16 protein-coding genes are annotated in these 23802 nt (G+C 71.1%); 7 read left to right on the top strand and 9 right to left on the bottom strand.

Annotated elements, in window-relative coordinates; all coding sequences use genetic code 11:
• Positions 1 to 269 precede the first annotated feature (269 nt).
• The 4 genes from ACWC24_RS39535 to ACWC24_RS39520 all read left to right on the top strand — a co-directional run bounded on the left by ACWC24_RS39535 (position 270) and on the right by ACWC24_RS39520 (position 4806).
• Positions 270 to 1532, top strand: a complete 1263-nt coding sequence (locus ACWC24_RS39535; RefSeq protein WP_450667747.1) for a sugar ABC transporter substrate-binding protein — start codon at positions 270 to 272, stop codon at positions 1530 to 1532.
• 9 nt (positions 1533 to 1541) lie between these two features.
• Positions 1542 to 2495 carry a carbohydrate ABC transporter permease gene (locus ACWC24_RS39530; protein WP_450667746.1) on the top strand — a complete coding sequence of 318 codons (954 nt, stop codon included), beginning with the start codon at positions 1542 to 1544 and terminating at the stop codon, positions 2493 to 2495.
• Between the two features lie 5 nt (positions 2496 to 2500).
• The gene (locus ACWC24_RS39525) at positions 2501 to 3349 is read left to right on the top strand and encodes a carbohydrate ABC transporter permease (protein WP_450667745.1); all 849 of its coding nucleotides are present in this window, start codon (positions 2501 to 2503) and stop codon (positions 3347 to 3349) included.
• A 77-nt stretch (positions 3350 to 3426) separates the two neighbouring features.
• Positions 3427 to 4806 (top strand): GH1 family beta-glucosidase, encoded by a 1380-nt coding sequence (locus tag ACWC24_RS39520; protein ID WP_450667744.1) that lies wholly within the window; start codon positions 3427 to 3429, stop codon positions 4804 to 4806.
• 162 nt (positions 4807 to 4968) lie between these two features.
• On the opposite strand, the gene ACWC24_RS39515 is transcribed toward ACWC24_RS39520, so the two are convergent.
• On the bottom strand, positions 4969 to 6213 hold the full coding sequence (locus tag ACWC24_RS39515) for an ROK family protein (protein WP_450667743.1): 1245 nt from the start codon (positions 6211 to 6213) through the stop codon (positions 4969 to 4971).
• Between the two features lie 472 nt (positions 6214 to 6685).
• Between ACWC24_RS39515 and ACWC24_RS39510 the strand changes: the two genes are divergently transcribed.
• The gene (locus ACWC24_RS39510; protein WP_450667742.1) at positions 6686 to 8632 is read left to right on the top strand and encodes an N-acetylmuramoyl-L-alanine amidase; all 1947 of its coding nucleotides are present in this window, start codon (positions 6686 to 6688) and stop codon (positions 8630 to 8632) included.
• Between the two features lie 96 nt (positions 8633 to 8728).
• On the opposite strand, the gene ACWC24_RS39505 is transcribed toward ACWC24_RS39510, so the two are convergent.
• The 5 genes from ACWC24_RS39505 to ACWC24_RS39485 all read right to left on the bottom strand — a co-directional run bounded on the left by ACWC24_RS39505 (position 8729) and on the right by ACWC24_RS39485 (position 12266).
• Entirely contained in the window at positions 8729 to 9091 is a 363-nt protein-coding gene (locus tag ACWC24_RS39505; RefSeq protein WP_450667741.1) for an ArsR/SmtB family transcription factor, read from the bottom strand.
• 173 nt (positions 9092 to 9264) lie between these two features.
• Positions 9265 to 9639: a roadblock/LC7 domain-containing protein gene (locus ACWC24_RS39500; protein ID WP_162468957.1), complete on the bottom strand. Its 375-nt coding sequence runs from the start codon at positions 9637 to 9639 to the stop codon at positions 9265 to 9267.
• Between the two features lie 187 nt (positions 9640 to 9826).
• Complete coding sequence (locus ACWC24_RS39495; protein WP_450667740.1) at positions 9827 to 10354, bottom strand: GNAT family N-acetyltransferase; 528 nt, start codon at positions 10352 to 10354, stop codon at positions 9827 to 9829.
• Positions 10355 to 10449: 95 nt separating this feature from the next.
• Complete coding sequence (locus tag ACWC24_RS39490) at positions 10450 to 11496, bottom strand: sensor histidine kinase (RefSeq protein WP_450667748.1); 1047 nt, start codon at positions 11494 to 11496, stop codon at positions 10450 to 10452.
• 104 nt (positions 11497 to 11600) lie between these two features.
• Positions 11601 to 12266, bottom strand: a complete 666-nt coding sequence (locus ACWC24_RS39485) for a response regulator (protein ID WP_450667739.1) — start codon at positions 12264 to 12266, stop codon at positions 11601 to 11603.
• A gap of 428 nt (positions 12267 to 12694) precedes the next feature.
• Here ACWC24_RS39485 and ACWC24_RS39480 point away from each other — a divergent pair, with 428 nt between their 5' ends.
• Positions 12695 to 13192, top strand: coding sequence for a peptidylprolyl isomerase (locus ACWC24_RS39480; RefSeq protein WP_450667738.1), 498 nt, complete (start codon positions 12695 to 12697; stop codon positions 13190 to 13192).
• Between the two features lie 81 nt (positions 13193 to 13273).
• Here ACWC24_RS39480 and ACWC24_RS39475 read toward each other — a convergent pair whose 3' ends face one another.
• Complete coding sequence (locus tag ACWC24_RS39475) at positions 13274 to 14353, bottom strand: sensor histidine kinase (RefSeq protein WP_450667737.1); 1080 nt, start codon at positions 14351 to 14353, stop codon at positions 13274 to 13276.
• Positions 14346 to 15047 carry a response regulator transcription factor gene (locus tag ACWC24_RS39470; protein ID WP_450667736.1) on the bottom strand — a complete coding sequence of 234 codons (702 nt, stop codon included), beginning with the start codon at positions 15045 to 15047 and terminating at the stop codon, positions 14346 to 14348. The genes ACWC24_RS39475 and ACWC24_RS39470 overlap by 8 nt, the downstream gene beginning before the upstream one ends.
• 540 nt (positions 15048 to 15587) lie before the next feature.
• On the opposite strand from ACWC24_RS39470, the gene ACWC24_RS39465 reads away from it, so the two are divergent.
• Positions 15588 to 16502: an ADP-ribosylglycohydrolase family protein gene (locus tag ACWC24_RS39465; RefSeq protein WP_450667735.1), complete on the top strand. Its 915-nt coding sequence runs from the start codon at positions 15588 to 15590 to the stop codon at positions 16500 to 16502.
• A gap of 178 nt (positions 16503 to 16680) precedes the next feature.
• Here the strand turns inward: ACWC24_RS39465 and ACWC24_RS39460 are convergent, their stop codons facing one another.
• A complete protein-coding gene (locus ACWC24_RS39460) occupies positions 16681 to 23745 on the bottom strand; it encodes a glycoside hydrolase domain-containing protein (RefSeq protein WP_450667734.1) in 7065 nt (2354 codons plus the stop codon).
• Positions 23746 to 23802 lie beyond the last annotated feature (57 nt).

The following is a 23802-nucleotide window of genomic DNA, read 5'->3' as shown; positions in this document are numbered from 1 at the left end:
CGTTCGAGGACTTCGACGTCGACGCGGCCGCCGCGCGCGGGATGGCGTTCGAGCACCTCGACCAGCTCGCCATGGACCACCTCCTCGGCACCCGCTGACCCCGACCATCCGTCCCGTGCCCGGCGCCGCGTGCCGGGCACGGCGCCCCCCCACGGACGCGCGTCCGCCGGAACCGCGTCCAGGGCCCCGGGCCCGCTCCTCGCTCCTCTCACTCCGCCGGACACGGGCGTCCGCCGGAGCCGGCACCCCTCCCACGCAAGGGCACCACCGTGACAGCACACCTCTCGAACGGGGCACGTCCCGGACGCCGGCGGATCAGCCGGCGCGTCCTCGTCCCGCTCACCGTCGTCTCCGCGCTCGTCGGCACCGTCGCGCTGGCCGGCTGCGGCCAGTCCCGCGACCCCGACGTGTACACCGTCCTGAACTCCTCGACGGACGACTCGTACCACGGCTGGGACGCGGCCACCCTCGAACGCTGCGGCAAGCAGCTCGGCGTCACCATCCAGCAGCAGTCGGTCCCCGCCAACCAGGTCATGACCAAGTCGCTGCGGATGGCGTCCTCGAAGTCGCTGCCGGACATCATCCAGTTCGACGGCTCCGAGATGCCGACCTTCGCGGAGACCGGCGGCCTGAAGGACCTCAGGAAGCTGGGCGTCGACACCACCGACGTACCCCAGGGCATCATCGACTACGGCTCCTACAAGGGCACGTACTACGGCGCGGCGCGCACGGTGAACACCCTGGCGCTCTTCTACAACAAGGACATCCTCGACAAGGCCGGTCTCCAGGTGCCCACCACCTGGGCCGAGATGCGCGAGACGGCCAAGAAGCTCACCCAGGGCCACCAGTACGGCGTCGCCCTGAGCGCGGGCGGCTCGGAGGACGGCGTCTACCAGTTCACCCCGTTCATGTGGTCCAACGGCGGCGACGAGACCGCCCTCGACAGCCGCAACGTCGTCGAGGCGCTGGACTACTGGAAGTCGCTGATCTCCGACGGCTCGCTGTCGAAGTCGACGATCAACTGGACGCAGGCCGACGTCAACGACCAGTTCATGGCCGGCAACGCCGCCATGATGATCAACGGGCCGTGGCAGGTCGAGACCCTCAACACCAAGAAGAACCTGCACTGGGGCATCGCCCAGATCCCCGTCCCGCAGGCCGGGGACGACTCCGTGGGCCCGCTGGGCGGCGGTGAACTCACCATCCCGGACATCGGCGACCCCGTACGCGAGAAGATGTCCGCGAAGATCGTCAACTGTATGACCAGCGAGCAGGAGGAAGTCACCTACGCGCTCAACAGCTGGATGATCCCCGCCAACCAGAAGGCCGCCGCCACCTGGCGCCGGAAGGTCCCCTCGCTCAGCTCGCTGGCCGACCAGGTCGCCGTGGCCCGCTCACGCACCGCCAAGGCCGGCTCCGGCTGGACGTCGATCTCCCTGGCCCTCCAGAGCGCCTTCCAGTCGGCGCTGACCGGCCAGTCCAGCGAGTCGGCCCTGAAGCACGCGCAGGCGCGCGTCGAGAGCGGAAAGTGAGGTAACCACATGTCCGTCACCGCTGCTGCTCCCGCCGCCACGACCGAGGACATCACCACGGCCGGTGCCGCTCCCGACCCGGCCCGCGTCCGCCGTCGCCGCACCCTCGCGCAGTGGGGCTTCGTCGCCCCGGCCGTGCTGTTCATGCTGCTGTTCTTCGGCTACCCGCTCGTCCGCAACGTCGTGATGAGCTTCCAGCACTACACACCGTCGACGTTCTTCACCGGCAAGGCCCCCTTCAACGGCCTGGACAACTGGCGCAACGTCTTCGGCGACGACCTGTTCGGCAAGGCCCTGTGGCAGACGATCGTCTTCACGATCGGATCGCTGGTCGGCCAGTTCTGCATCGGCCTGGGACTGGCGGTGTTCTTCAACCGCAGGTTCCCGCTGGGCGGGGTGCTGCGCGCGCTGATCCTGCTGCCGTGGCTGGTGCCCATGGTCGTCTCCGGCATCGTCTGGCGGCGCATCCTGGACCAGGACACCGGCGTGCTGAACTCGTTCCTCGGCCTGTTCGGCATCGGGCACACCCCGTGGCTGACCAGCACGCACATGGCGCTGCTCGCCGTGATCCTGGTGAACGTCTGGATCGGCATCCCGTTCAACATGGTGATCCTCTACGGCGGACTCCAGGAGGTCCCGCGCGAGGTCTACGAGGCCGCCTCCCTCGACGGCGCCTCCGCCTGGCGCACCTTCCGCTCTGTCACGCTGCCGCTGCTGAAGCCCGTCATCACGGTCGTGCTCGTGCTGGGCTTCATGTCCACGGTCAAGATCCTCGACCTGGTGCTGGCGCTCACCGACGGCGGCCCCGCCGACTCCACCCAGACCCTGGGCACACTGACGTACCAGAACTCCTTCGTCCAGCTCGACTTCGGGGCCGGTGCCGTCGTCGGCAACATCCTGATCCTGATCTCCGCCGTGTTCGCGGTGTTCTACCTGCGGGCCAACCGCAACGAGGGGAAGTGACCGGCATGGCGACCACCACTCCCGCCGCCCAGGCCCCGGCCGTCAACAGGCCCAAGCGCCGCTGGGGCACGACGGCCGTCGGCATCCTCGTCCTGGCCGTGATGCTGTTCCCGCTGTACTGGATGATCAACACCGCCTTGCAGCCCGAGTCCGGCCTGCTGGAGGTGGACCCGGTCCCGCACGGCCTGGACCTGTCCGGGTTCTCCTCGGCCGTGACCGAGCAGGGCGGCCATCTGCTGACCTCCCTCGCGGTGGCGCTCGGCGCCGTCGTGATCTGCCTGGCGTTCTCGGCGCCGGCCGCCTACGGCCTCGCGCAGTTCAACCTGCGCGGCGCCAAGACCGTGGTGTTCGGCACGCTGATCACCCAGATGGTGCCCGGCATCGTCATCGCCAACGCGATGTACAGCGCCTACGTGGACCTCGGCCTGGTCAACTCCTACTTCGGCCTGATGCTGGCCGACGCCTCGCTGGGCATCCCGTTCGCGATCGTGCTGATGCGCTCCTTCATGGTGGCCATCCCGCGCGAGGTCATCGAGGCGGCCGAGGTCGACGGAGCCGGCCGGCTGCGCACCTTCGTCCAGGTCGTGCTGCCGATGAGCCGCAACTCGCTGATCACCGCGGGGCTGTTCTCCTTCCTGTACGCGTGGAGCGACTTCATGTTCGCCCTCACCCTGAACACCACCGACCACGTCAAGCCGGTCACGCTGGGCATCTATCAGTACATCGGCGCGCACGTCGGCGACTGGGGGTCGGTCATGGCCGCCTCCGTGCTCTCCGCGATCCCCGCCGCGGTCCTGCTCGTGCTCGCGCAGAAGTACATCGCCGCCGGCATCACCGGCGGTTCCGTCAAGTGACCACCGCGCAGTGATCACCGCACGGTGACCACCGCACACCGAGTGACCACCGCACACCTGGAAAGGGACATCGCCTGATGAGTGGCTTCCCCGGATTTCCGTCCGGCTTCGTGTTCGGCGCCGCCACCGCTTCGTACCAGATCGAGGGCGCCGCGCGGGAGGACGGCCGTGGCCCCTCCATCTGGGACACCTACAGCCACACGCCCGGACTGGTGGTGAACGGTGACACCGGCGACGTGGCCTGCGACCACTACCACCGTTACCCCGAGGACGTGGCGCTGCTGCGCGAGCTGGGCGTCGACTCGTACCGCTTCTCCCTCGCGTGGCCGCGGATCGTGCCCGACGGCAGCGGCCGGGTGAACCCCAAGGGCCTGGACTTCTACTCCCGGCTGGTGGACGAACTGCTGGAGGCGGGCATCGAGCCGGCCGCCACCCTCTACCACTGGGACCTGCCGCAGGCGCTGGAGGACCGAGGAGGCTGGCGGGTGCGCGAGACGGCGGAGCGGTTCGCCGAGTACACGGCCGTGGTGGCCGAGCACCTGGGCGACCGCGTACCGCGCTGGATCACCCTCAACGAGCCGTGGTGCAGCGCGTTCCTCGGCTACTCCATCGGCCGGCACGCGCCGGGCGCCAAGGAGGGCACGCCCGCACTGGCCGCCGTGCACCACCTGCTGGTCGGCCACGGTCTCGCGGTACAGGCGCTCAGGTCGGCCGGGGTGCGCGAGGTCGGGATCACCCTCAACCTCGACCGCAACCTGCCCGCCACCGACTCGGCCGCCGACCTCGCGGCCGTGGTCCGCGCGGACACCCAGCACAACCTGGTGTGGACCGAGCCGATCCTGGCCGGCCGCTACGCGGACACCGAGGAGGACACCTTCGGCGAGCTGATCACCGCGGCGGACTTCCGCCGGGACGGCGACCTGGAGCTGATCTCGCAACCGCTGGACTTCCTGGGCATCAACTACTACCGGCCGATCGTGGTCGCCGACGCCCCGCTGCGCGAGGCCGACCCGGTCAAGCGGGTGGCGACCGACAACCGCTACGCGGAAGTCCGGATGCCGGACGTCCGGGAGACCGCGATGGGCTGGGCGGTCGCGCCGGACACCTTCACCGATCTGCTGGTGGCGCTGAAGCAGCAGTACGGCGACGCCTTGCCGCCGATCCACATCACCGAGAACGGCTCCGCCGAACACGACACGGTGAGCGAGGACGGCGCGGTGCACGACACCGACCGGGTCGAGTACCTGCGCGACCACCTGACCGCGCTGCGTGCGGCGATCGACGCCGGTGTCGACGTCCAGGGCTACTACGTGTGGTCGCTGCTGGACAACTTCGAGTGGGCCTTCGGCTACGACAAGCGGTTCGGGATCGTCCGGGTCGACTACGACACCCAGGTGCGCACCCCGAAGGACAGCTACCACTGGTACCGGTCGCTGATCGCCGCCCATCACGGCTGACGGGACACGGCCCGGGAGGGGCGACGGCACATCCGCCGTCGCCCTTCCCGGGCCGCGGCCTTGATCGTCTCGTTGCGGCTGTGATCGTCCAGGTGCGACCCGCAACGTCCAGGTGCGACCCAGAACGACTTGGTACGACTCAGTACGACGCCGGGGTCGCGCTCAGTCGTCGTCGCCGCGGTCGGCGAAGGCCGCCGGGTCGGCGAGCACCTCCTGCACGATCACCCCGGCCGCGCCCCTGGCCGCGTCGCCCAGCGGGGAAGCGGCACGCAGCCGCCCGCTGTCCTTGGCCCACAGCCCCGAGATCACCCGCAGGGCCAGCTCCCGTTCCACGGCGGGTGCCAGCCAGTGGGTGAGCGCCCGGTAGAACCCGCCGAGCATCACCGCGTCCGGGTCGAAGAGATTGACCGCTCCGGAGACCACGCAGCCCAGCTGCCGTCCGGCGCGTTCGACGGCGGCGAGAGCGTCCGGGTCGGCGCGGCGCACCCGCCGATGGAGTTCGGCGACGCCCAGCACACCGGCCGTGGTCTCGATGCCCGCGGCGGCCAGCAGCGCCGCCTGCCCGGCGTACTGCTCCAGACAGCCGTGGGCTCCGCACGGGCACAGCGGGCCGTCGGGATCGACCACCATGTGCCCGATCTCGCCGGCGAAGCCGTGCGCCCCGCGCAGCAGCTCGCCGCCGACGACCAGCGCCCCGCCGATGCCGATCTCACCGGTCAGATACAGGAAGCTGCGCACGCCCTCGGTACCGGCGCCGTACCACAGTTCGGCCAGGGCGGCGGCGTTGGCCTCGTTGTCGGAACTGACCGGCAGCGGACGGCGGGCAGGGGCGAGGGCGGACAGCGACTGGGCGAACAGCCCCTCGACGGCGACCCTGGTCCAGCCGAGGTTGGGGGCCTGCCGGACGGTGCCGCCGGTGACCAGGCCCGGCACCACGACATGCGCGCCGACCGGCGTCAGCTCCTGCTCGACGGCCGAGGCCAGGGCGCGTGCGGCCAGCTGGGCGGCGCGCGCGAGTACCTCCGAGGGCGGCACCCCGCGGTTGTCGACGTGCTCGACCAGCCGTACCCGGTCGGTCCCGGCGAGGTCCACCACGCAGACGGCGACATAGTCGACGTTGATCTCCACCCCGAGCCCGGCCGGGCCGGTGCGCGCCACCTTCAGCACGGTGCCGGGGCGTCCCGCCTGGCCGCTGCTGGTCTTGCCCCATTCGGTGAGGAAGCCGTTCTCCAGCAGCTGCTCGACCAGGGAGGACACCGCGGCCCGGGTCAGCCCGACGCGGGTGGCGACGGCGGCCCGGGTGGCGTCGCCGGCGTCGTGCACGGCCCGCAGCACCAGGCTGAGGTTGTGCCGACGGACCGTCGCCTTGTCGGCCTTGGGACCCAGGGGGATCGGAGTGTTGTTCATCGTGCTGTCGAGGGTATCCATCCGCGCAGGTGGAACGAGGTGCACACCCGTGGAACCACCCCCCTGGGGCGGGCGGGCGGGGCGCGGCGACCGGGCGGCACCCGGGGCCGGGCCCGACGGGGCGATCGGGCATCCGCCGGGCGGGCCCCCGTGCGGTGACGGCACGGATCCGGTCCCGCTTCGTGTACCGGACGAATTGCCTCCCGTTGCCATGTGTCCATGCCAACTTGACGCAAAGACAGTCCAGTTGAGGCGCGAACAGTGATCATCTTGAGGGACACTGTGTGCTGGCTTCGCGAAGAACCCTGCTACTGGGCCGAGTTCGGGCGGATGCCGGTCGCATTCCGCTGCCGACAAGCGCCGAGGACATCTCGCGTGACGACTCGGCATGCCCGCGCAGCGGTCTGTGCCATGACCACCGGCACCGCGGCGGAGCCGTGGTGCCTGTTCGGCTGAGAATCGGGGATCGTTGATGACCACAGAGGCAAGAATGCGGCGACGCGCCGGCGCCCGGCGCCGTCCGCTCGTGCTGGCGGCGGCCGTGCTGGCCGTGGCCGGCACCATCGCCGTACCGGCGGCGGCGCAGGCAACGGGGGAGAAGACCTCGAACACGGCGGTACGGCAAGGGGACTTCGCGGCTGCGGCGGCGGAGTTCGGGGTGCCCGAACGGGTGCTGCTGGCGGTGGCCTACCAGGAGTCGGCGTGGGACGCCCACGCCGGCGGGCACAGCGCCGACGGCGGGTACGGTCCGATGCACCTGACGGACGTGACGGAAGCCATGCTGGCCGAGGGGGACGCGGGTGCGGCCGGCCGGGCGGACCTCGCGACGATGGCCGCGGATCCGACGCTGCACACCCTGCGGGCGGCGGCACGGCTGACCGGGCTCCCGGAGCAGCGGCTGCGCAGTGACGCGGCGGCGAACATCCGCGGCGGGGCCGCGCTGCTGGCGTCGTACCAGAAGGCGGCCGGCGGGCAGACCCCGGCCGATCCCGACCGCTGGTACGCGGCCGTCGCGCGGTACAGCCAGGCGACCCGGCAGCAGGGGGCGAAGGCGTTCGCCGACCGCGTCTTCGCCACCCTGAGGAACGGCGTCACACGCACCACGGCCGACGGGCAGCGCGTGACCCTGACGGCCGACCCCCGGGTCAGCCCGGCGACGGGGCAGTTGTCCCGGCTGAACCTGGCCGCGGCGACGACGGCGGCGGACACCGAGTGCCCCACCACGGTGGACTGCACCTTCGTGGCGGCCGCGGCGGCCAACGGCCAGGTCTCCAACCGGCCCGCCAACGGGATCAGGATCGACTCCATCGTCATCCACGACACCGAGTCCCCCTACGCGTCGGCCATCACCACCTTCCAGACCCCCGGCGGAGGTGCCGCGCACTACGTGATGCGGTCCTCGGACGGTGCGGTGACCCAGATGGTGCCCACGAAGGACCTCGCCTTCCACGCGGGCAACTACTCCACGAACATGCACTCCATCGGCATCGAGCACGAGGGGTACGCCGCGCACGGCGCGACCTGGTACACCGAGGCGCAGTACGAGGCGACCGCGGACCTGGTGAAGTACCTGGCGGGACGGTTCGGCATCCCGCTGGACCGGCAGCACATCATCGGCCACGACAACATCGTCGGTCCCACGTCGGCAACCGTGTCCGGCATGCACTGGGACCCGGGCCCGGCCTGGGACTGGGAGCACTTCATGTCCCTGCTCGGCGCCCCGATCACCGGCGAGCACGGGGTCGGCGGCATCGGCTCGGTGGTGACCGTCGCCCCCGGCTTCGCCGACAACCGGCAGAACGTCCAGATCTGCCCCGCCGACGACCCGACCGGCGCCACCACCACGTGCACGTACGTGGAGCAGCCGTCCAACTTCCTCTATCTGCGCACCGAACCGAGCGAAACGGCTCCGCTCTTCGGCGACCAGGCGATCCACCCCGGTGCGGCCGGTACCGACCGCATCAACGACTGGGGCAGCACCGCCCAGGCGGGTCAGCAGTTCGTCGTCGCGGGCCAGGACGGCGACTGGACCGCGATCTGGTACAGCGGCAGCAAGGTCTGGTTCCACAACCCGGGCGGCGTGAACACCGTCCCCGCCGTCGGCGTGACCGTCGTCAGGAGCGGCCAGGCCCCCGCCGACCCGCCCGTGAAGGTCTACGGCTCCAGCTACCCCGACGCGGCCGAGTACCCCGCCGGTCTGTCACCCTCCACCCAGGCCCCGCTGAGCATGTACGGCATCCCGGCCGGTCAGGCCTACGTCGCCACCGCGCCCGCGGCTCCCACCGACGACTACTTCAAGTCCAGCGGCACCGTCGTGATCGGCGGCAAGTCCATGTACACCATTCAGTACAACCACCGCACCGCCCTGGTGTACGCGGGCGACGTCACCGCCGACGCCGCCCCCGTGCCTGCCGAGTGAACTGGCCGACATGAAGCGGTGGTTCGTCCGGCCGTCGCCGCCCGAGCGCTGTGGGGCGGCAGCGGCCGGACGGCCCGTGCGGGGGACCGGCCGCCCTCAGCGGGCCGAGGGCGCGGACGGTTCGCTGGGCTGTCCGGTGTCCCTCAGTTCGGCGAGGAGGGCGCTCTGGCCCGCGAGGAGTTCCGTCAGGATGCGGCGCGCGGCGCGCAGCAGGTCCGCGACATCACCGCCGGCGAGCGCGTAACTGACCGTGGAGCCCTCGCGGATGGACACGACGATGCCCGAGCGGCGCAGTACGCCCAACTGCTGGGAGAGGTTGGAGGGTTCGATGTCGATGTCGGCGAGCAGGTCCCGCACCGGCACCGGACCGTTCTGGAGCAGTTCGAGGACACGGATGCGCACGGGGTGCCCGAGCATGCGGAAGAACTCTGCCTTTGCTTGGTAGAGGGGCACCTGCACGGGCGTCGCTCCTGCTCGGAAGGGGTGTCTGACCGGGTGTGGCGGGCTGCCGCACCCGGTCCGCTGCATGCATCCTTCCCGGCCGCGACCGAGTGATCACGACAGTTCGTCGAATGCGTAATTCGCGACTTGAAGAACTTTTCAAGTCTAGGTCAAATGAAAGCCCGGAAGGCTCAGACCTCGAGATTGCCTTCGGTGCGTTTGAGCTGGTGGCGGGCCATGGCCAGATTCGCCCGTCCCTTGTCGAGGACGAGGTAGATGAACAGGCCGTTGCCGCCGCGGCCCATCACCGGGCGGATCAGGTGGTATTGGGTGTCGAGGGTGATCAGGAGGTCCTCGATACGACTCTGGATCCCGAGCTCGTCCATCGTGCGCACCTTGGCCCGGATCACGTCCGTGTTGCCGGCCGCCGCCACGTTCAGGTCCAGGTCCTTGCCCCCGCCGAGGGAGCCGAGCGCCATGCCGCTGGAGTAGTCGACGACGGCGGCACCCAGCGCGCCCTCGACCTCCGTCATCAGGGTCTTGAGGGACACTTCCACACTGGTCACAGGTTCTCCTCTTCGAGGTGCGGAACAGGGGTTGTTCTCGCGGGGAACCCTAGGAAAGTCACGGCCCTCGGTGGCCGGACCCATCAAGACCGCCAGCAATTGATCCACTCATGACCGTTCCCTGATGTCTTCTGAAAATATTCGTCGGGGAACTTTGCTGTCGAATTCGCTCCAGAGACAACAGGCCCTAGCGGTCCCCGCCGTCCCGTACCGTCTTCTCCAGGAGCGTGAACGACTTGGGAGCGCCGCCCGGTTGCGGCTTGCCCTCCTTGTGTCCGACGATCCGGTAGCCGGCGTCGAGGTAGTACGCGGTCAGACGTGCGTTGCCGGCCAGGCAGTCCAGACGTACCGAAGACCGTCCCGCCTCGGCCACGCGGTGCTCCGCAGCGCGCAGCAGCCGGCGCCCCGTTCCGGGCGGGACACTGCCGTGGTCCACCATCAGCCGGTGCACGTAACCGGCGGTCGGCGGCCGGGGCCCCCAGGCGTCCTCGTCCTCCCACCACAGCTCCCAGGCCCCGACCACCCGGTCTCCCGCCTCCGCGAGCCAGATCTCCCCGCTCTCCATGATCCGGCGGAAGTGATCCCCGCCCAGCTCACCGGGGCGCCACTGGCCCGTGACGCCCCGGGCCAGCATCCAGCGGGCGGCGTCGTCGCGCAGTCGTACGACCTCGGTGATGTCGGCGTCGCCGGCGAGACGGAAGCGAAGATCGTTCATGCCGTGATCCTCGCACGGGTGTACGTCCCGGCGGCGACCGGCCGCGAGAGGGGCCGGTCGCCGCCGGTCTCCCGCGGCCGGGTGCGCGATGTGGGTCAGGGCGCGTGGTCGAGGGGCAGGTCCAGGCGGAGTTCGTAGCCGCCGGCTGTCGTGGGCGCCGAGGTGACGGTGCCGCCGAGGAGTTCGGCGCGTTGCCGCAGGCCGACCAGGCCGTGGTGGGCACTGGGCAGGGGAAGGGCGGGCCGGGTGGCGGGGGTGTTGGTGATCGTCGCGTGGAGACGGCCGTTCTGGTGGTGGATGCGGATCGTGGCGCTCGCGCCGGGGGCGTGCTTGCGTACGTTGGTCAGCGCCTCCTGCACGGTGCGGTAGACGCCGCGCTGGAGGGGCGGGGGGAGGTCGCCGGGCAGGTCCGTGCTCAGTTCGGCCTGGATGCCACTGCTGTCGACGAGCCGCTCCAGGTCCGCGAGGGAGGGCTGGGGGGTCAGCTCGGTGGGGCGGCTGCCGGAGGCGCGCAACACGCTGACCATGTGCCGCAGTTCCTCCAGCGTCTGTACGCTGAGCCGTCGGATCGTGACCGCAGCCTCCTTGGCCTCGGCGTCCCGGCTGCCGACCTGGAGCGCTCCGGCCTGCACGGCGATCAGGCTGACCTGGTGGGCCACCACGTCGTGCATCTCGCGGGCGAGCTGGGCGCGCTCCTGCGCCAGCACGCTCTGGGTGATCAGCAGCCGTTCGTGTTCACGTGCCTCGGATATCTCCGCCAGCCGCAGCGTCAGTTCCCGTCTGGCCTGAACGAGTTGGCCGAGGAAGACAGGGGCGACGGCGGTCGCCAGGGTGTAGCTCAGGTGGATCAGGCTGTAGGTGTCGGAGAGTTCGTCGATCTCCACCGACGGCCACGGCCAGGGGACGAAGTCGGCGACGGCGAACACCGTGGCGCAGAGGGCGAGCAGGAGCCGGTGCCGGTTCAGGGAGGAGAGCGTGTAGAGCGCGATGAGCGTGGCGAGCGCCGCGTCGGTGACCGTGGCGGTCGGCAGTGTCAGCAGGAAGGTGGTCAGCGGCAGGCGACGGCGCAGTGGGAGGCAGAGGGCGGCGAGCAGCCCGCAGGCCATGGCGGCCCGGTCGTCGGGGTCGACGTTCGCCCACATGTCCAGCAGGGAGACTCCCACCAGCACGGTGTCCACCAGCACGGCATGCGGCACGGCGGGCAGCGGGGCGGACCGCGACGGGCCGGGTGGACGGCGGGGCGTCGTCAAGAGCCCACCCCGTTCCCCGGCGGCCTGAGCAGGCCCGCCCGTTCGGCGAACAGCACGGCCTGGACCCTGCTGCCCACCTCCAACTTGGTGAAAATGGTGCTGACATGGCCCTTCACGGTGCCGGCGCTGAGATGCATCCGTTCGCCGATGTCGATGTTGGCGAGCCCCTCGGCCATGAGGACCAGTACGGCACGTTCGCGCTCGGTCAGCCGGGCGACGGCCCGCGTCGCGGGGCCCTGCGGGTCCGCGTCGAGATAGCGGGCCACCACCTTCCGGGTGACCTGGGAGGACAGTACGGTCCCGCCCTCGGCCAAGGTGCGGATGATGTGCGGGAGTTGCTCCGGATCGGTGTCCTTGAGCAGGAAGCCCGAGGCGCCCGAGCGCAGGGCTGCCGTGACGTACTCGTCGGCGTCGAACGTGGTCAGCATCGCCACCACCGGAGGGCCCTGCAACCGTCGTAGGTCGGCCAGTACGGTCAGTCCGTCCACGTCCGGCATCCGTATGTCCAGCAGGACGACCTCGGGCCGGAACTCCCGCACGGTGTGCACGGCCCGACCGCCGGGCACCGCCGCGACGACCTCGATGTCGTCCGCCGTGTCGAGGATGCGCTGGAATCCCGTACGGATCAGCGCCTCGTCGTCAACCACCACTACCCGGATCACCTGATGTCCCGTTCCTCGTCGGGCCGTCTCTCACTGCGTAGTTACCATGCGCGCGGCCGTCCGTGGGGTCGTCGGCGCATTCGCCAGGGAGCGCACGGGAGTTCGGCCGGATGCCGAAGGCCATGACACGCAACGCGTCGATCGCCCTGGCACACGCGGCGCGCCGTCCGGCCGGGAGGCGGCCGCCTCCCCGCCCGCTCCGAACGGCACACCGTCGACCGGACGGCTGATCGGCGTCGACCTCGCCCGTGGACCGGCGGTCCGCCCCCCCCGGTCCATCACCCATACGGAGCAGTGGAGAAAACCTGCGTCGCACGCTCTGCGTACGAGGCCGTCGCCGTCCTGGGCGTCGCCCGGCGGGTGGTCCGGGGCGCCACCGGAACCCCCTCCTGACCTCGGTCCCCACCAGAAGTGACAGGATGGGACCCATGAGCAACGTTTACTTTGACATCACCATCGACGGCGCCCCCGCCGGCCGTATCGTCTTCAACCTCTTCGACGAGGTGGTCCCGAAGACCACTCGCAACTTCCGCGAGCTGGCCACCGGCCAGAACGGCTACGGCTACGCGGGCTCCGGCTTCCACCGCGTCATCCCGCAGTTCATGCTCCAGGGCGGTGACTTCACCAACCACAACGGCACCGGCGGCAAGAGCATCTACGGCGAGAAGTTCGCGGACGAGAACTTCGACCGGAAGCACGACCGCCCGTACCTGCTGTCGATGGCGAACGCCGGCCGGAACACCAACGGCTCGCAGTTCTTCATCACCACCGTCGTCACCCCGTGGCTGGACGGCAAGCACGTCGTCTTCGGCGAGGTCGTCGAGGGCTCGGACCTCGTCGACCGGATCGAGTCCCTGGGCTCGCAGTCCGGTACCCCGAAGGCGAAGGTCGAGATCGCGGCTTCCGGCGTCGTCGACGCAGCCTGATCCCTGCCCGGCCGAACGGCGCCGCTCCCGCCCCGGGGCCGGCGCCGTCGTCGTCCCGGGCGAGGGCCGAGAGCGGACCCTTCACGGCGTGCCGGGCAGCCGGACCGTGACGAGGAGACCGCCGGCGGGACGGGGGACGAGGTCGAGGGTCCCGTCGTGTGCGCGGACGATGCCGGCCACGATGGCCAGGCCGAGTCCGACGCCGGCGTGCTCGTCGGTGCGCACCCGCTCCGTTCCCCGCTGGAAGGGCTCGGTGAGGGTCGGCACCAGTTCCGGAGGGAGCCGGCGGCCCGTGTTCTCGACCCGCAGCACGCTCGTGGCCCCGTCCGCCTCGGTGCGGACCGTCACGGTGCCTCCGGCGGGGAGGTTGTGGACGATGGCGTTCTGGACCAGGTTCGTCACCATCCGTAGCAGAAGTTCCGCGGAACCGCTGGTCCGGGCCACCCCGCCGATGACATCGAGCGTGATCCGGCGCTGTTCGGCGAGGGGGAGCAGCGTCTCGGCGGCCTCCTCGGCGACGAGGGAGAGATCGACGTCCTCGCGGGCGAAGTTCCCGCGGTCGCCGCGGCTGAGCAGCAGAAGGGCCTCGGTGAGGTCGATCGCCCGCGTGTTGACCGTGTGCAGGCGCTCGATGAGTTCGTCCCCCTCCCGCGCGGTGTCCTTGCGGGCGACGTCGAGGAGCGTCCGCGAGATCGCCAGCGGGGTACGCAGTTCGTGGGAGGCGTTCGCCGCGAACCGCTGCTGCTCGGCGACGTGGGACTCGAGTTGTTCGAGCATCGAGTCGAACGTGTCGGAGAGCTCACGGAACTCGTCCTGGCGGCCTTTCATGTGGATCCGGTGGGACAGCGCTCCGTTCCCCGCCATCCGTGCCGCAGCCGTGATCTGGGTGAGCGGTGCGAGCATCCGGCCGGCGAGAAGCCATCCCCCCACGAGGCCGAACAGGAGGAGGAAGCCCATGGCGACGGCCGCGGCGGGGGCGAAGGTGTGCACCAGGAGGTAGCGGTTGGGCGAGACCCCGAGCAGGCCCTTGGGGTTGTCGGGTACATAGCGCAGGATGAACGCCCACACCACCGCCAGCAGGAGAGCGCCGGCGACGGCGAGGAACCCGGCATAGCTGAGGGTGAGTTTCAGCCGGGCGCTGAGCCCAGCGCGTCTACGCATGCGTACTGCCGGTGCCGGTGCCGGCACCGGTGGTGCCGGTGTCGATCCGGTAGCCGACACCGGGCACCGTGGCGATGATCCAGGGTTCGCCGAGCCGTTTGCGCAGGGCGGAGACCGTGATGCGTACGGCGTTGGTGAGCGGGTCGGCGTTCTCGTCCCAGGCCCGTTCCAGCAGCTCTTCGGCGCTGACCACCCCGCCCTCCGCGGCGACGAGGACTTCCAGCACGGCGAACTGTTTACGGGTGAGCGCGACGTAGCGCCCGTCGCGGAAGACCTCCCGGCGGAAGGGGTCGAGCCGCAGGCCCGCGATCTCACGGACCGGAGGCCGGGCGTACGCGCGTCGGCGATCGAGCGCTCTCAGCCGCAGGACGAGCTCCCGCAGCTCGAACGGTTTGGTGAGGTAGTCGTCGGCGCCGAGCCCGAAACCGGAGGCCTTGTCGTCGATCCGGTCGGCGGCGGTGAGCATGAGGATCGGGATACCGCTGCCGGAGGCGACGATGCGCCGGGCGACCTCGTCGCCCGAGGGGCCGGGGATGTCGCGGTCGAGGACCGCGAGGTCGTAGGAGTTGACGCTGAGCAGTTCCAGGGCGGTGTCACCGTCGCCGGCGATGTCGGCGGCGATCGCCTCCAGCCGCAGACCGTCCCGGACGGCTTCGGCCAGGTAGGGCTCGTCCTCCACGATCAGTACGCGCATGTCCGAAGCCTAAGCAGCACCGCATATCTCCGACGTATGCAAAGACGTGTCCCCACAGGGCACGCGGCTCATCCCGCGGGTACCGGTTCGGGGCGGGGCCGGTCGGACGGCGCCTGCGCTCCGGTGCGCCACCAGCGGCGCGACGCCAGTGCGGCCGCACCACGCCGTTGGACGTGTCGTAGCAGTCGTACCATTGCCCGGACATGCACCTCGGAGCGGACATCATGAGCGGCCGCCGCACGATGACCAAGGCGCTCGCGAGGCCGAGGACCGCCAGACCGCCGAGCACGGTCTTGCGCGTCCGGCGGGGCGGTGCCGACAAGGGCGGGGGCGTGTGATGGCTCATGTCTCCATCGAAGCCGCAGGGCGGCTGCCGGGGCGTATGTGCTTTTCAACACGCCCGCGATACGCGTCGGGACGAGGGCACACACGGCGGGGTCGGCGCCCTGGTCCGAGAGCTCTGGGCGGAGGGACTCCGAGCGTCGTCGGCGGAGCCGAAAACGGAGCGCGGGAACGCCGTCGTGCTGCGATGCTGTCCCGATGATCAACGTGCCTACCGCCGTGCTGGATTCGTTGTACGGGCTCGCCTTCGGCGACGCCTTCGGCGACCGTTGGTTCGGCATCCTGCGCCAAGGGGGTCCTGCGGCCCTGGAGGCGCGGACGCTGCCCGCGGAACCGCTGTGGCGGTGGAGCGACGACACCGCCCAGGCGCTCGCTCTCGTCCGGGAACTCGCCGAGGGCGGTGGCACCGTCGACCAGGACCGTCTCGCCCTGCGCTTCGCGGCGGCCTACGCCGACGACACGCACCGCGGCTACGGAGCCTCGATGCACGACGTGCTCCGTCGGATCGGCGCGGGCGAGCCCTGGCGGGAGGTGGTCGCCGGACAGTTCGGCGGCCAGGGCTCCTGGGGCAACGGCGCGGCCATGCGGGTCGCCCCGCTCGGCGCCTGGCACTGCGCCGACCTCGACGCGGCCGCCGAGCAGGCAGCCCGCCAGAGCGCGGTCTCGCACCACCACCCCGAGGCGGTCGCCGCGGCGGTGGCCGTCGCCGTCGCCGCGGCGCTGGCGACCGGCAGCCGCGGCGGGCCCGCCCCGGCCGGGCCGGACTTCCTCCGGGCGGTCGCCGAACGGCTGCCCGACAGTGACGTCCGGTCGGGAGTGCGGATCGCGGCCCGGATGCCGGAGCACACATCGGTCCGGCACGCCGCAGAAGTCCTGGGCTCGGGGTACCGCATGTCAGGGCCCGACACCGTCCCGTACGCCCTGTGGTGTGCGGCGGGACACCTCGACGACCTGCACGAGGGCCTGTGGATCACGGTCGCCGGGCGCGGTGACATCGACACCACCTGCGCCGTCGCGGGCGGGGTGATCGCCGCCCGCACGGGCGTCGACGCCCTTCCCGCCGCCTGGCACGCAGCCCGTGAACCGCTGCCTCAGGTCGTTCCCGACCAGTAGTCCCGCAGGGTCCGTCTTCCGACGGATCCCGCCCGGAGCAGGAATGACGCCCGTCATGCGGACGGCCCCTCCGGACGGACCGTGGTGGTTCGTCCGGAGGGGCCGTGCGTCAGCCGCGTTGCTTGCGCAGTTCAGCGGGATCCCGCCGTGGCTTCGAGGTGCATCGCCTGTCGGGTGGTCACCTCGTGCTGTGCGTCAGGCGGATACTCGTGCGCTGCGCCCACTCCGCCGCCGGCGACCAGAGTCCGGCGCCGCCGACGGATCCTGCTCCGTCGCCCCCGAGGATCCACGGGACAGGTCCCAGCCTGTCGTGGTCACCGCCGTTGCCGCCGGCCGCGACCGGGCGGTCGTCCCGGTCCGTGGGCTGGAATCCGACCGTGTAGGTCCGGGCGACCGCGCCGTTGACCGAGGTCACCCGGATGGTGCGGGTGGCGAGCCGGGTCCCGGGCGAGGTGAGGACCGAACTGCCGTCGGTGACCTTCACCCGTGCGCCGGGCCGGGCCGGTACGGCGGAGACGGCCGGGATCCTCGTGTTCCTCGGCCAGTCGACGACGTACGTGGAGACCTCCGGGTCGAATCCGTCGATCGGGACGCCCCCCACCTCGATGGCGCCGGCGTCGGCGACACTCGCCCCGGTGGCGTCCGCGAAGTCCGTCACCGTGACCGACCCGTCGGCGTTCACGACCACGTGCGCCGCCATCGCGGCCGCCAGGTTGATCCGCTGCCAGCCGGCGCCGCCGTCCGCGGTCGGGTCGAGCGGGTACCCGGAGTCCGTCGCGGTCTGCTCCAGGACCTGGGTGCGCTGCTCGGCGGTGAGACCGGGGAAGGCCGTGATGAGCAGCGCCGCCGCGTCGGACGGCGCCTCGAGCGGCTGTCCGGACTTCGCCACCTGGGAGAACCCGTAGGTCAGACGGCGTGTGTACAGGTCGACGTCCTGCGTCGTGCTCAGACCGGCGTAGGGGTCGCCCGCGCAGGCCGCGAGCGTGTCGCCGTGTCCCTCCTTCTCGCACTGCGCGAGCAGTACGTTCTCGATCTCGGTGTGGGCCTGCATCAGCAGTTGCCGGAAGTCGGGGTCCGCCCACCGGTGCGCCACGGTGGCCTGTCCGGTGATGCGGCCTCCCATCACGTCCAGCGGGTAGTGGAACCCGAGGACGATGCGGTTGTCCCCGTACTCCGAGGTGCGCGCGAGGATCGACGGTGCCAGCTCCGGGAGGAGCGTGGCGAGGACGGTCCCGGCTTCGTAACCTCCGTAGGTGTGGCCGCTCGGGTACGAGCCGCTGGTGGTGAGGCTGCCGTAGGAGCCGTCCTGCGACTCGTAGACGGCACCGCCGTCGCCGACGAACCCGAGCCGCACGTACGGTCGCAGATAGCCGTAGTGGTTCTTCGCCGCGTCGACCTTGTCGAGGTTCTTCGTGATCCGGGAGAACAGGGCGCTGGTCTTGGGTAGTTGGCCGCCGCTCAGCGCGTCGCCATAGATCCGGCCGAGCCGCGAGCCGAGGCTGTCGGCCATCGTGACGGTGGCGCTCTGCGTCGCGTCGGCCTCGGCCCGGTCCACCTCCTTCTGCGTCGCCGCGTTGTTGATGCGTACGGCGATCCGGTCGTTCTCGGCGGTGACCGAAGTGCCTTTCGAAACCTTGGTGTTGGCGCCGAGGACGTCGGAGCCGAGGTCGTGGATGCCGTCGAGCAGACCGTAGACGTAGTCGGTCCCGTCGCCGGTTCCCGGCCACCGGTCCGATGCGTAGGCCGCGTTCAGCGTGTCGTCCGGGAAGGGGGACGGCACGTACGCCGGGTCGGAGGCGCCCGCCGATGCCGTCGCGACGGGGTCCTGTGCCGAGGCGGTCGCCGGGGAGCCGTCCGAGGTTCCGGCCAGGGTGCGGGCGGTCACGGTCGCCGTGTGGGCTTTGGCCTTGCCCGCCGTGGTGAGCAGTGCCGTGTCCGTCGTGGCGGGCACGTGTGCGGTGGTTCCGTCGTCGAGGGCCACGGTGTAGCCGATGACCGGGAATCCGCCGTCGCCGGCCGCCCGCCAGGTCACACGGACCTGCCTGCCGTCGGTGAACACTCCCGTCACGGCCGGCTTCTGCGGCTTGCCGCCACCGGTCACCACGGGTGCCGTGGCGGCGCTGGGGTGCGAGGTGCCGACGGCGTTCACCGCGCGGACGCGCGCCGTGTACGACCGGCCGGCCCGCAGCCAGGTGAAGGTCGTGCCGTGGGCGGCCGGATCGTGGAGCTCGACCTGGTGGCCGTCGTCGAGGGTGATCCGGTAACCGGTGACCGGTGAGCCGCCGGTGTCCTCGGGCGCGGACCAGGCGACGGTCACGCTCGTGCCGGACGAGGTCGCCGAGACGGCGTCAGGTGCGGCCGGCACCGACTTGGGTCTGGTGGTGAGCGCGGACTCGGCGTGGCGCAGGGCGTCGTACCGTGTGGTCAGGGTCCCGTCCGTCGCCGTGTCGTCCGCGATCGAGGTCCTCGCCTCGGCGAGTGCCGTGGTGAACGCCTTCCACGACGCGTCCGTATAGCGGGCGTTGTCGAGAACCGACGCCGTCGCGACCAGGTCCTCCAGCCTCAGTCGCGGCAGCGGGATCAACTGGCCGGCGGCGAGGGCGAGGCTGCGGGTCCGGGTGTCGACCTCGAGCTGGGTCACGCCGTCGGCGTCGACGAGGGCGCGGGCGGCGGCGAGTTCGCGCAGGTACACCCCGAAGTCGACCGTGTCGTAGCGCTCCGCGGCCTCGGCGAGTCCGGCGTACTCGTCGATGGCCTTGCGCAGGGCGGTTCTGTCCGTGACGGCGGGCGCGTCGACGTGGTCGAAGGTGATCCGGCCCAGGTTCGCGACGTACGGGTGCGAGGAGTCGGGCGTCGTCACCAGCCGCAGGTGGACGGCGTGCGTGCCGGTGATCGCCTCGGGCAGGGCGAGGCTCGTCGTCCCACCCGACGACCACGCGGCACCGGTGACGGGCAGCGGGACGGTCGCGTACGGCGTACCGGGATCGGTCGCGTCGAAGGAGTCCAGGTAGAGCTGGACGGCGGAACCGGTGCCGCAGCGGGCGGAGTTGTTGACGTAGGTGATCGTGACGGTGTTCTTGGCGGAGCCGCCGAAGTCGATGTCGCCGTAGTCCAGCCAGGCTCCGTCGTACGTGCCGCCGAGGTCGGTGGCGGAACCCGCGTCGCTCCAGCCGACCGGCTCGCTCTTGAGCCCGCCGCCGCTGTTCGCGCGGAACGCGGTGGCGTCGAATGCCACTGGGGCAGCCGCGTCCTGAGTGAGCGTCAGCGCGTAGACGTTGGCCACATACGGCTGCGAGGACGACTGCGTGCTGGAGACGAAGTCGGCGTACACGTCCTGGACGCCGTCGAAGACGCCCGGATCGAGCCGTACGGTCGTGGTGGCGACGGTTCCCCAGCCCGATCCGGTGTAGTCGAGGGGGATGTCGGCCTTCTTCGGACCGTCCTTCGAGCCGAGGTGCAGTTCGATGTGCGAGTCCGACGCCGCGCGTGACTGGGGCTTGTCGTAGCGGACGGTGACGGCGTCGGCGCCGTCGCGGAGGTCGATGCCCGTCCACCGGGCCCACGCGCCGTCCGTGGTGTTCTCGAAGATGCCGTTCGCGAGGTCGAGCGGGAGCGAACCGCCGCCGGTCGTGGTGCTGTCGGCCGCGGTCAGCGTGGCGAGCGTGGTCGTGGTGGACGAGGAGACCGGGTTCGCCGAGAACTGGTACCAGTCGAAGTTCGACACCCACGACTGGCCGGACGGGGCGTGGAAGACGAACGTCGCGCTCGCCGCGGCCAGCAGGGCGTCCGGGTCGGTGACGGCCGCCTGGACCGTGCTGTAGTACTGCCAGCCGCCCGTTCCGGGGAGCTGGACGGTGGCCACGACGGGTCCGTCGGCCGCACCGGCGTGGATGTCGACGCTGCTCGGCTTCGCGGTCGCCGCCTGCGAGTTGGCGTAGCGGACCGAGATGCTGCGCGGGGCGACCCCGCCGAAGTCCAGCCCGGCGAACCGCTCCCACGATCCCTCGGTGACGCCGCCGAGGTCGCCGTCGGAGTAGTACGCCTCCTCGACCAGGCTGGGACCTTCCATCTGGTCGGGCGCCTCGGCCTGGAGGACGGCGTAGCCGCCCTCGTCGATGGTGAGCGCGTCGGCGGCGGACCGCAGCGCGTCCTCCGCGGCCATGAGCGTTCCCGTCACGGAGGAGGGGTCCGCGAGGACGGTCCGCGCGCGGTCGAGCGCCGACCGGAACACCGTCCACGAGCCGGCGGAGTAGTTGCCGCTGCGCACCGGCAGCGCCTGGTCGACCAGTGCGCCGAGCGCCTTGCGGGGCACCGCGGCGGCGGAGAGGACGAGCGGGTCGGTCGGGGATATCCCGGTGCCGCGCACGGTCGAGGCCCGCACGCCGTGCGCGAAGGCCGTGTCCTGGAAGGTGATGCCGAAGCGCGCGTCGACCTGCGCGCTGCCGGTGAGGGACAGTGTCGCCGTACGCGGGCCGGCGACGCGCAGGTCCGCGGTGACACCGCCCGGCAGACCGGTCACGGTGGCCGCCCCGGACCGGGTCAGGCTGGTCCCCTTGCGGGCGGCGAACGACGCCGGTCCGGACAGGGTGAGCTGCACGCTGCCGTCGACCGTGCCGTCCGCCGCGGTGTCGACGGTGCCCGGGTCGGCGGAGACGACGGTGTCGCCCCGGCCGGGGCCCGTGCCGCCGTCACCCGTGTCGCCCGCGTCGGTGTTCAGCGAGTACGCGGGCTTCGTGCGGGCGCCCCACTGCGAGGGCTTGGCGCCCATCCTGAAGTCCAGGGTCCCGCCGGCGACGATCCGCGAGTAGTCGAGCCAAGTGTCGTCGAAACGCCGTCCGTTGAGGGTCGCGCTCTGCACGTAGTAGTTGGTCGGCGACACGCCGTCGGCCTTCACCGTGAACCGGGCGCCGTTGGCGTAGCGGATCGTCGTGGAGTCGAAGAACGGGCTGCCGATCTGGAACTGACCGGAGCCGGCGGTCACCGGGAACAGGCCCAGCGCGGCGCCGACGAACATGGTCGACATGGTGCCGGCGTCGTTGTCCATGGTCGGCAGGAAGCCCTTCGGGGAGAGCCTGTAGACCTGGGTCTTCACCGGCGGGCGGAACTCGCCCCCCGAGCTGGGGGCTTCGTTCGAGGAGCCCGTCGCGATGTAGCGGTTCCAGGTGGCGCCGGTGTAGATGGCGCGCACCCACTTCTGCGTCAGGCTCGGCTCACCGACGTAGTTGAAGAGGTACGGGGCCTGGAGGTCGATCTCGTTGGCGTTGGAGTGCAGCATGGTCGAGCCGTCGTCGGCGGCGGAGTCCTCACCGAACATGTGCTCCACCGCGGCCCTGCCCGCATTCGAGCCGCCCATGGCCTCGATGAGGCCGCCCATGTCGTACGCGTCGTACCAGTGGTACTGCCAGAGCGTGCCCTGGTAGAGACCGGCGGCCTCGAACTTCTCGTAGTCGGCGCTCTGCCAGTCGCCGCCCGCGGCACGCGGGGTGAGCAGACCGACCGCGGTGCCGTCGGAGGCCGTCCAGGCACCGGACTTCACGAGGTTGTCGATCGCCATGGTCGACTGGGTACGCAGCTTCTTCGCGTCCGCGTCCTTGCCGAGCGCGTCGGCGATGACGGACAGCGCCCACTGGTCGTAGCCGCGCTGCACGGTCCTGCCGGGATCCCCGGCGACGTAGCCCTGCCGCAACTGCGCCCCGGTGTAGTACCCGGTGTACGACTCCAGCGCCGGGTAGGCCTCGTCGAGCCGGTCGAAGTCCTTGAAGCCCTTCGACAGCGCGTCGGCGACCAGGACGGCCGAGCGTTCCCAGCGCACGGTCGGCACCGAGTGGGTGAGGCTGCCGAGATTCTTGCCGGAGGTGTGCACGTCGGCGAAGAGCTCGATCAGCGACTGCACCATGTCGCGGTAGGTGGCCGGGTCTATGTACGCCTCGACGGAGTACTTGCGGAAGTCGTCCCAGGTGGACCAACCGTCGTAGTACGTGAACCCGTTCGCCTTGTGTACGGCTCCGTCGGCGCCGCGGTAGGTCCCGCTGGTGCTGGTGGCGTTCACCGGCAGCGCGTACATGCGGTACAGGTGCGTGTAGAACTCCTCGGTGAGCGTCGACCCGGGATCGGACGTCGCGGAGGCGCGTACGTCGACGGCGCCGAGCGCGCGGTTCCAGTCCGCCTTCGTCTGCGCGCGCGCCTGGTCGAAGGTGAGTGCGCCCACCTCGTTGCGCTGATCGGTCGCGGCCTGCTCCGCGCTGATCGGCGACAGCGTGACGCGCAGTTCGATGTCGTTCCCGACGGCCTTGGCGAACTCGAGGACGGCGCCGGTGTCGGAACCGTCCTGCGCGGTGGTACCGCTCAGCCTGCCGTCGTTGCCCCAGCTCTTGAGCGAGGTCACCGGGACGTTCGTGGTGGCGTGGTAATACAGCTGGTACGAGGCGCCGTTGAAGGATCCCGCGACGATCCCGGAGATCGAGGAGGTCCCGTCCGGGAGCGTCGTCGCCTTGAGGGTCGAGCGGGTGCGGCTGGTGAAGTTGTTCGCCAGGTCGAGGACGAGTCGGGGCTCCGACCCGGCGGGGAAGCTGTACCGCTCCAGGGCCGTACGGGTCGTCGCGGTCACCTCGGCCCGCACGGTGCCGGAGTCCTGCGTCACCGACGTACCGGTGCCGGAGACCGACCCGAGCCCCACCTGGTAGTACCCGGGCGTCGCGGTCTCGTCCTCGTGGCGGTACGCGTGGGCGTACGTGCTGGGGGCGGGGCGCTTGTCGTACCGGACGGAGGTCGGGACGACGAGCAGGTCGCCGCCGCCTCCCGAGCCGCCGACGCCGTCGAGGTTCGTGGCGGTGAACCCGGCGATGCGGTCCACGTCGTAGTCGTACCCGGAGTGGTTGCGGCCGGGCGTGGTCAGCGGGTTGACCTTGGCCAGACCGTGCGGCGCCTGGGCGCCCGGCAGGTCGTTGCCGTCGTCGCCGGCGGTCGACACGAACGGGTCGACGAGTGCCGTGTAGTCCGTCCCGCCGGATGTCCCGCCGGATGTCCCGCCGGATGTCCCGCCGGATGTCCCGCCGGTCGTCCCGCCGGTCGTCCCGCCGGACGCTGCGGACGCTGCGGACGGGGTGGGGCCGGGCGCCGCCGCGGCCGCGCCGCCACCCGCCGGCGCGGTGAGAGCGAGCGCCCCGGTGAGCAGCGCCGCGACCGTCGCGCGCAGAGGCCGGCGATGCCGGTGGACGGTCCTCGGAGGGAGCCCGCGGGGCATGGGGGGACGGGATCTGATGGGCACGTAACCTCTCCAGCGTCGCTCGTACGCACGCAC

This window comes from Streptomyces sp. NPDC001443, from assembly GCF_053597355.1.
This window is presented reverse-complemented; position numbering and strand designations above follow the sequence as displayed.

Coding starts and splice junctions, on each gene's coding strand:
- ACWC24_RS39530 (WP_450667746.1), top strand. CDS start 1,542: ATGTCCGTCACCGCTGCTGCTCCCGCCGCCACGACCGAGGACATCACC.
- ACWC24_RS39525 (WP_450667745.1), top strand. CDS start 2,501: ATGGCGACCACCACTCCCGCCGCCCAGGCCCCGGCCGTCAACAGGCCC.
- ACWC24_RS39520 (WP_450667744.1), top strand. CDS start 3,427: ATGAGTGGCTTCCCCGGATTTCCGTCCGGCTTCGTGTTCGGCGCCGCC.
- ACWC24_RS39515 (WP_450667743.1), bottom strand. CDS start 6,213: ATGAACAACACTCCGATCCCCCTGGGTCCCAAGGCCGACAAGGCGACG.
- ACWC24_RS39510 (WP_450667742.1), top strand. CDS start 6,686: ATGACCACAGAGGCAAGAATGCGGCGACGCGCCGGCGCCCGGCGCCGT.
- ACWC24_RS39495 (WP_450667740.1), bottom strand. CDS start 10,354: ATGAACGATCTTCGCTTCCGTCTCGCCGGCGACGCCGACATCACCGAG.
- ACWC24_RS39490 (WP_450667748.1), bottom strand. CDS start 11,496: ATGTGGGCGAACGTCGACCCCGACGACCGGGCCGCCATGGCCTGCGGG.
- ACWC24_RS39480 (WP_450667738.1), top strand. CDS start 12,695: ATGAGCAACGTTTACTTTGACATCACCATCGACGGCGCCCCCGCCGGC.
- ACWC24_RS39475 (WP_450667737.1), bottom strand. CDS start 14,353: ATGCGTAGACGCGCTGGGCTCAGCGCCCGGCTGAAACTCACCCTCAGC.
- ACWC24_RS39470 (WP_450667736.1), bottom strand. CDS start 15,047: ATGCGCGTACTGATCGTGGAGGACGAGCCCTACCTGGCCGAAGCCGTC.
- ACWC24_RS39465 (WP_450667735.1), top strand. CDS start 15,588: ATGATCAACGTGCCTACCGCCGTGCTGGATTCGTTGTACGGGCTCGCC.
- ACWC24_RS39460 (WP_450667734.1), bottom strand. CDS start 23,745: ATGCCCCGCGGGCTCCCTCCGAGGACCGTCCACCGGCATCGCCGGCCT.